Origin of the sequence: Paeniglutamicibacter sp. MACA_103, assembly GCF_045798555.1 — a bacterium.
Lineage (GTDB): Bacteria > Actinomycetota > Actinomycetes > Actinomycetales > Micrococcaceae > Paeniglutamicibacter.
The window spans coordinates 1-7,885 of sequence record NZ_JBIXLN010000082.1 but is presented as its reverse complement, the minus strand read 5'-3'; the positions used below and the strand labels follow the sequence as shown (position 1 = coordinate 7,885).

The following is a 7,885-nucleotide window of genomic DNA, read 5'->3' as shown; positions in this document are numbered from 1 at the left end:
GGCGGGGATCCCCGCGTCGATGGCCTGCGAGCGGACCGCGCGCATGAACGGCAGCGGGCCGCACAGGTACAGGCGGGCATCGTTCGGCAGATCGAGGCCGGCCAGGGACATGTAGCCCTCGGTGGCTTCGGTGTCCGCGGCCTTGGCGTTGATGTCCTCGAGCCACAGCCTCATCTCGGCGTTGGGCAACGCCTGGACCGATTCGCGCATCTGCTCTTTCAGCGCCCAGGCGTCCTCGGTGGCCTCGGCATGAAGCACCAGGACCTTGCGGTCCGAGCCTGCTGCGGCGAGCGTGGCCAGCGCGGAGGCGCTCGGGGTGCAGCCGATGCCTGCGGTGGCCAGCACGATCGGGGCACCGGTGGTGTCGATGACCAGGTCGCCGTAGGGGTTGGAAAGCTCCACGACGTCCCCGACATCCAGGTGCCCGTGCATGAACGGGGAAACCTCGCCGCCTCCGTCGAACTTGGTCGTGATCACGCGTTCGGTGGTGGAGGTGACGGCGTCGCTGAGCGTGTACTGGCGGCACTGGCGCAAGCCGTCCAGCAGCGGGACGCGGACGGAGACGAACTGGCCGGCCTTCGCCACGGTGACCGGGGTGTCGTCGGCCGGGACGAAGCGGAAGGTGATGGAGCCGGAGCCCGCGGCCACCTTGGACTCGAGCTTCCAGTCGGTCCAGATCTTGTCGTTGGCCTGCTGCTTGTAGAGGCCCTTCTCGATCTTGACCAGGGCATCGGCCATGAGCCAGTAGACCTCGGTCCAGGCTTCGGCGACCTCGGCGGTCACCGCATCGCCCAGGTCCTCCGCGATGGCGGCAAAGAGGTGCTCGTACACGGTCGGGTACTGCGCCTCGACGACGCCCAACGAGGTGTGCCTGTGGGCAATGCGGGCGAGGACTGCCTCGGGCAGGGTGCCGGGGTTGTTGACCAGGTGGGTGGCGAAAGCGGCAATGGATCCGGCCAGCGCCTGCTGCTGCGCGCCGTTCTTCTGGTTGGCACGGGAGAAGGTTCCGTCCAGGAGCTCCGGGTGGGCCGCGAACAAGCGGTCATAGAACTTGGGGGTGATGTGGGAAATGCGCTCGCCAATGATTGGCAGCGTGGCCTCGATGACCGGGCGGGACTTCTCGGAAAGCATCTGGTGGCTCCTGACGAAGGGGGAACGTTATCTTGCATGAAATATGCAAGATTGATAATTCATTTCTACAGTGGGTAGAAGTCAGATGCAAATCGGCCGCCACATTCGTGGAGCACGCAGTCCTTCCGGGGCGGGCAAGCGTGGCTCCGCCGCCGGGACCTGCCGGCCTCGGGCGGTTACGGAAGCGTGGGGAAGGGCAGCCGCGTGCCGGAGGAAGTTGCCGTGAGATCGTTGACGCTCATGAGGTCGAGTTCCGCATAAAACGCCTCGCGGGCCCGTCGCAGGGCGCCGCGCAGCTTGCACGCAGCGAGGAGCGGGCAGGGTGCGCCGGCCTCGGAAATGCAGTCGACGACATCCTCGCGGCCGTCGAGGTCGCGCATCAGGGTGCCCACGCGCAGGCGCATGCCCTGGTCGGTGATTTGCGAACCGCCGTAGCGCCCGCGCGCCACGTCCAGGGCGCCGCGGTTGCGCAGTTCCACAATGGCCTTGGCCACGTGGTTGTAGGGCACGCCGATCTGCTCGGCGATGTCCTTGGTGGTGACCTGTTGGTCGCGACGGGAGCCGAGAAACATCAAGGTGCGCAGGCACACGTCTGCAAAGGCGCTGAGTTTCACGTGTTCCATTCTCGCAGGTGTTGGACCGCGGTGCCGTGGGATGTGCCGGGCTGCACAGGGGAGACACCGACGCCGCACCGCGGTCTCCCGGGTGCGAGCGCAAAGACCTGTGGCCCGGAACCCCCTGAGGGGTTCCGGGCCACAGGCCGGAAGGCTGTCGGGGACTAGGCCCAGACCTGGATCTGGCCGCCCTCGGCGCTGGGCTCGGAGAATTCCCAGATCCCGGTTTCCGGGTCCGGCGCGGTGTACGGCTGGACAATGGCGATCGAAGCGCCGTCGCGGTGTTCGGCGAGCACGTGGACGGCGTCCATGCCGTCGTCCAGCAAGGTGACGTCCGAAACGAAGGCGACGGCGTTGAAGGAATCGCGCTGGTCTGCCAACAGCTGGACCAGGTCCTTCATCATGATTTCGGCGTCGATGTCGGCTTCCGGGTCGTCCAGGTCCTCGGTGGGCTGGACGGCCAGCAGGCGCAGCTCGGGCTCGGCGTTTTCTTCGGTGGCAGGTTCAACGGCGATGGCGAAGGGCAGGAACACGCCCTGCTCCTCCAGCTGCTCGCGGGCCACGCCCAGGGCGGTGCCCAGGACCTTGTTCAGCTCCGCCTGTGCGGCGGCGTCGAGTTCGGTGATCTTGTTTTCCGGGGTGCTCATGCGTTGCTCCTGACGATATCCAGAACTCCGTCACGGACGAGTTCCATGGTCTTGCGGTCAATGGCTTCCCCGTTGTAGCGGAGGAAGGGTTCGGTGTTGGAGGGGCGGAGGTTGAACCAGAACGAGCCATCGGCTGCCGTCACGGTCGTCCCGTCCATGGTACTCACAATGGTCTCGCGGTCCGCCAGGTCCGGGTGGCATGGCGGGCAGACGAAGCCGCTGTGCTCGTCGTTGAGGTCGTATCCGTTGGCGAACTCCTCGAGCACCCGGGCGACCGCCCCGGCCTTGTCCTCGACCTCGGAATTGATCTCGCCGGAGGAAACGTAGGGCTCGTATTCGGCGGCGAACTCGCTCAGCGGGGAGTCCTGGTGGCCCAGGGCCGCCAGCACGTGCATCGCGGCCAGCATGCCGGTGTCGGCGTTGTAGAAGTCGCGGAAGTAGTAGTGGGCGGAGTGCTCCCCGCCGAAGACCGCACCCTGCTCGGCCATGACGGCCTTGATGAAGGAGTGCCCCACGCGGGTGACCACCGGGCGGCCGCCGGCCGCGGTGACGGCCTCGGGCACGGCGCGGGAGGTGATCAGGTTGTGGATGATGACCGGGGTGTCCTCGCCGGCGGCCTGGGCGCGCGCGATCTCGCGCACCGCCACCAGCGCCGTGATGGCCGAGGGGGAGACCGGCTGGCCCTTCTCGTCGATCACGAAGCAGCGGTCCGCGTCCCCGTCGAACGCCAGGCCGATGTCCGCGCCGTGCTTGAGCACCGCCGCCTGCAGGTCGCGCAGGTTCTCGGGCTCCAGCGGGTTTGCCGGGTGGTTGGGGAAGGTGCCGTCGAGCTCGAAGTACATCTCGATGATCTCCAGCGGCAGCCCGGGCAGCAGCGTGTCGCCCAGCACCGCGGGGGTGGTGAGCCCGCCCATGCCGTTGGCCGCGTCGACCACGACCTTCAGCGGGCGGATGCCCGTCAGGTCCACCAGCTCGCGCAGGTAGTCGGCGTAGCCGGCCAGCACGTCGATCTCGGTGATGGTGCCCTCGGGTGCCTCGGTGGACACCGGAAGGCCCTCGTCCAGGTAGCTCTGGGCCAGGTCGCGGATGTCGAAGAGCCCGGTGTCCGATGACACCGGCACCGCGCCGGCCTTGGCCATCTTGATGCCGTTGTAGGCGGCGGGATTGTGGCTCGCGGTGAACACCACCCCGGCGCTGTTCAGCGACCCGGCGGCGAAGTAGAGCTCGTCGGTGGAAATCAGCCCCAGCATCTTCGGGTTGGCGCCGCGGTAGGCGGCCCCGCGCGCGAAGGCGGCGGCAAACTCGGGGGAGGAGGGGCGCATGTCCCCGCCCACCAGGACGTCCTGGCCGGCCAGGCCCAACACGTCGACGAATGCGGCGCCGATGGCCTCGACCGCCTCGGCGCTAATGGTGGCCCCGACAATGCCGCGCACGTCGTAGGCCTTGAAGGACTCAGAAAGATCGATTTCCACACTCACAGCATCGAGCTTATCCGCTTGCCGCGTCACCGCGCGGATTTGGGTCATCGAAGGTGAGTAGTTCCATAGGGGGTGGATTCCCGCCGGTGCGGGCAAGTGTCGGTGGACACTGGAATACTGGGGTCCATGGACGCCTACACACCCAGCATTGATTCGGACCTGCGCTCCGCTGCCACTTCCATCCTGCGTTCCTTGGTCGGCCGGGACGACGCGGAGTTCCACGAAGGCCAGTTCGAGGCCATCGAGGCCCTCGTGGCCGGGGGACGACGCGCCCTGGTGGTGCAGCGCACCGGCTGGGGAAAGTCCGCCGTGTACTTCGTGGCCTCGCTGCTGCTGCGCGCCCGCGGTGCCGGACCGACGCTGATCGTCTCCCCGCTGCTGGCCTTGATGCGCGACCAAGTCGCCTCCGCCGCCCGGGCCGGGGTGCGGGCCGAGGCCATCAACTCCGCCAACGCCCTGGATTGGCAGTCCATTGCCCAAAAGCTCGACAACGACGAGCTGGACGTGCTGCTGGTGTCCCCGGAGCGGCTGAACAACCCGGTTTTCCGCGACACCCAGCTGCCGGCACTGGTTGCCCGGATGGGGCTGCTGGTGATCGACGAGGCGCACTGCATCTCCGACTGGGGCCATGACTTCCGCCCCGACTACCGCCGCATCAAGGACCTCATCCACGCGCTGCCCGGCAGCGTCCCGGTGCTGGCCACCACCGCCACCGCCAACGAGCGGGTGGTCCACGACGTGCAGGAGCAGCTGGCCGTGGGCGGCGCCGACGTCTTCACGCTGCGCGGTTCGCTGGCCCGCGAGTCCCTGCGCCTGGGCGTGCTGCGGCTGTCCTCGCCGCGCTCGCAATTCGCCTGGCTGCTCACGCACCTGAACGACTTCCACGGCTCGGGCATCATCTACACGCTGACGGTCTCCGCGGCCGAGGACATCACCCGGCTGCTGGCCGAGGCCGGCCACCGGGTGCTGGCCTATTCCGGGCGCACCGACACCGAGGAACGCCACCGCGCCGAAACCGCCCTGAAGAACAACGAGGTCAAGGCGCTGGTGGCCACCAGCGCGCTGGGCATGGGCTTCGACAAGCCGGACCTCGGCTTCGTCATCCACGTGGGGGCGCCCAGCTCCCCGGTGGCCTACTACCAACAGGTGGGCCGTGCCGGGCGTGGCAGCATCAATGCCGACGTCCTGCTGTTGCCCGGGCCGGAGGACCGCGAAATCTGGCGCTACTTTGCCACCAGTTCCATGCCCGACGAACAAAAGGCGCACGCCGTCCTGCAGGAACTCGGCGCCACCCAGGGGCCGCTCTCGGTGCCCGCGCTCGAAGCCCGGGTCAACATCAAGCGCACCCCGCTTGAGCTCCTGCTCAAGGTGCTCGCCGTGGACGGTGCGGTGGAAAGGGTGTCCGGCGGCTGGATCCGCTCCGGCGCCCAGTGGTTCTACGACGCCGAACGCTACACCCGCGTGGCCGCCGCCCGCGTGGCCGAGCAAAACGCCATGCTCGACTACGAGAACCTGAAGACCTGCCGCATGGAATTCCTGTCAAGGGCACTGGACGACCCTGCCGCCGCACCGTGCGGCAGGTGCGACAACTGTGCAGGCGTCTGGTTCAGCGACGATATCCAGGAATCGGCCAAGGACTCGGCGCAGACGGCGCTGGGCCGGGTCGGCGCGCTGGTCGAGGCACGCCGGATGTACCCGGGCGGCATGGAGAAACTTGGTGTGCAGCTCAAGGGCAAGATCAAGCCCGAGTTCCAGGCCGAGGACGGCCGGGCGCTGGCGCGCCTGACCGACCTGGGCTGGGGAGGCCGGTTGCGTGCATTGCTGGAAAATGCCGACGAGCCGGACGCGCCCATTTCACAAGCCATGCTGGATGCCTGCGTCAAGGTCCTGAGCGAGTGGAAATGGTCCACCCGGCCGGTCGCCGTGGTTTCCATGCCGTCGCGGACCCGTCCGCAATTGGTGGGATCGTTTGCCCAGGGCATTTCGGGCATCGGAAGGCTGCCATATCTGGGCCAGCTCGAATACCGGGATCATGGTCCGCGCGGCGGCTCGGGCGGAAACTCCGCCTTCCGGCTTGCCGCGGTCTGGGACCAATTTGTGGTTCCCGCGGAAATGGCCGAAAAGCTGGCAGGCGCCCCGGGTCCGGTCCTGCTGCTCGATGACCTGGCAGACAGCCGGTGGTCGTTGACGGAAGCGGCCAGGATCCTGCGCGTGGCCGGAGCCCCCGGGGTGCTTCCGTTTGTGCTGGGAGTGGCGGGCTGATCCGGGCAACTGCTGCCGCCCGCTCCGGGAAATCCTGGACGGCATAAACACCGGCTTCCCTTCTCTTCCTTCAAGGCAGGCCTGGTGTCAAAATGGGGCGAACGCTGTTCCCATTCTTGCGTTCACCTACATCCAGGGAAGAAGAAGTCATGGCCGAATTCATGGACGTACACAACCACATGCAGGGTTTGTCTGCGGCCGATCTCAAGGCTGCACACGCGGCCGATCTCGCCATCCAGGGCGAGGAAAACGTGGAATTCAAGAAGGCGTGGGCGGACCCGGAGAGCGGGAAGATTTTCTGCCTCTCCGAAGGGCCCTCGAAAGAAGCGGTTCAGCGGATCCACGAGCGCGCAGGACACTTGGCCGACGAAATTTACGAGGTTCCGTTGGTCGTCTGAGTCCTGTTTCCGATGCGACGGTGGCTCGGAGCATCGGAAATGCCGAACGGGGGGAAAAGGGGGTCGTATTGTCGTCGAAATTCGGCGGCAACGCGACCCGTTTTTGTGTCCGGGGACAGATTGAAATGGCACGAACCGTGGATGCCCGGAGGCCGGGGCGGAAGGCGCCGACGGCACGGGCAATTGGGCGCCACCGGCACAATCTTGCGACCACCAAGTTCCGCACTGTGTCTCACGGGGCCGTAGGCTAGAGACATGGAAATTCTGCTTTGGGTCGTCGTCCCGCTGCTCATTCTCGGACTTGCGTGGATCGGGTTAAAGAGGCTGCGCATCAAGAACTCGGCCGAGGTTTCTGCCGCAATCACCCCGGAATCGGCACAATCGGCCGCCGAGCGGCTGACCGCAGAGGGCCACCGGGCCGTCTACAAGTCCTTGGCACAGGGTGATTTCATGGCCGCGGTGCAAAACTACAAGGCCATGACCGGTGCCGGGTACAAGGCCAGCATCATTGCGGTCCGAAGCCTGGAGCGTTTCCCCCAGATCCGCAAGGAGCCTTCCAACGGCCCCACGATTGCCCAGCAGCTCGAGGCCGAACGCCAGACCGCGAAAGCCGAAGAACCCGAGGCTGCCGCGCCGCAAGCACCCGGCGCGGCAGCCGGAAATCCCGTCCAGCAGAATCCCGTCCCTCCGGCCCAGGAAGCAGCTTCGCAGGATCCGGTGGACGGCGCGGCAAGCACCGACGACCCCTGGGTTGTGCCGAGTGAGTGGGCCGAGGAATTTGGCAGCGAATCGGAGCGGACCTCCACGCAATTCAAGGTCGCCTACATGGTTGACGGGGAATCCCGCGAGTTCGCCAGCGAAGACTTGCCGCCTGCCGAATACGACCAGTTCCTGTCGCTGGTCCGTGACGAGGACCTGCCGGGGGCCGCGGCGCTCATCGCCAAGCACTCCGGCTTGGATCAGGAGGAGGTCCTGCGGATGTTGGCGGCGTCCCCGCTGGGCGGAGGCAAGACCCCGACAGCAAACATCGCGGACTTCAGCTTCGAGGGACAAGGCCCGGACGGTGCGGTGAGATTCAGCATCAATGACCTCGTGGAGCCCGAACGCACGGAATTGTTGGATCACTTGCGCATGGGCGAACTCGACGAGGCCACGACGATCGTTGTCCGACACACGGGTCTTCCCGACGAGATGGTCCGCACCCTGCTCAATGCATTCGGCGACGGCGACAAGTAGAGGCCGCAGGCGGTCAGGCCGCCGAACGAGATCCAATGGTCGCGTGCAGAGGGTTCCCCCCGGGGGCCAACTGCACGCGATTTCTTGTTGGGCCGAATCGATTCGCCGGCGAATCGATT

General features: G+C 66.7%; 7 protein-coding genes. 3 read left to right on the top strand and 4 right to left on the bottom strand.

Going from position 1 to position 7,885, the window contains the following annotated elements:
• From ACIPVK_RS21285 to manB, 4 genes are all read right to left on the bottom strand, one after another.
• A partial coding sequence (locus ACIPVK_RS21285) for a globin domain-containing protein (RefSeq protein WP_407613985.1) occupies positions 1 to 1,131 on the bottom strand: 1,131 nt, incomplete at its 3' end.
• A 176-nt stretch (positions 1,132 to 1,307) separates the two neighbouring features.
• Complete coding sequence (locus tag ACIPVK_RS21280; RefSeq protein ID WP_407613984.1) at positions 1,308 to 1,754, bottom strand: RrF2 family transcriptional regulator; 447 nt, start codon at positions 1,752 to 1,754, stop codon at positions 1,308 to 1,310.
• Between the two features lie 155 nt (positions 1,755 to 1,909).
• Positions 1,910 to 2,392, bottom strand: coding sequence for a hypothetical protein (locus ACIPVK_RS21275; RefSeq protein WP_407613983.1), 483 nt, complete (start codon positions 2,390 to 2,392; stop codon positions 1,910 to 1,912).
• Positions 2,389 to 3,918, bottom strand: a complete 1,530-nt coding sequence (manB, locus tag ACIPVK_RS21270) for a phosphomannomutase/phosphoglucomutase (RefSeq protein ID WP_407613982.1) — start codon at positions 3,916 to 3,918, stop codon at positions 2,389 to 2,391. Before manB ends, ACIPVK_RS21275 begins: the two co-directional genes overlap by 4 nt.
• Positions 3,919 to 3,996: 78 nt before the next feature.
• Between manB and ACIPVK_RS21265 the strand changes: the two genes are divergently transcribed.
• From ACIPVK_RS21265 to ACIPVK_RS21255, 3 genes are all read left to right on the top strand, one after another.
• The gene (locus tag ACIPVK_RS21265; RefSeq protein ID WP_407613981.1) at positions 3,997 to 6,132 is read left to right on the top strand and encodes a RecQ family ATP-dependent DNA helicase; all 2,136 of its coding nucleotides are present in this window, start codon (positions 3,997 to 3,999) and stop codon (positions 6,130 to 6,132) included.
• Between the two features lie 149 nt (positions 6,133 to 6,281).
• A complete protein-coding gene (locus ACIPVK_RS21260) occupies positions 6,282 to 6,530 on the top strand; it encodes an SCO4226 family nickel-binding protein (protein ID WP_407613980.1) in 249 nt (82 codons plus the stop codon).
• Positions 6,531 to 6,785: 255 nt separating this feature from the next.
• A complete protein-coding gene (locus ACIPVK_RS21255) occupies positions 6,786 to 7,766 on the top strand; it encodes a hypothetical protein (protein WP_407613979.1) in 981 nt (326 codons plus the stop codon).
• Positions 7,767 to 7,885: the final 119 nt, after the last annotated feature.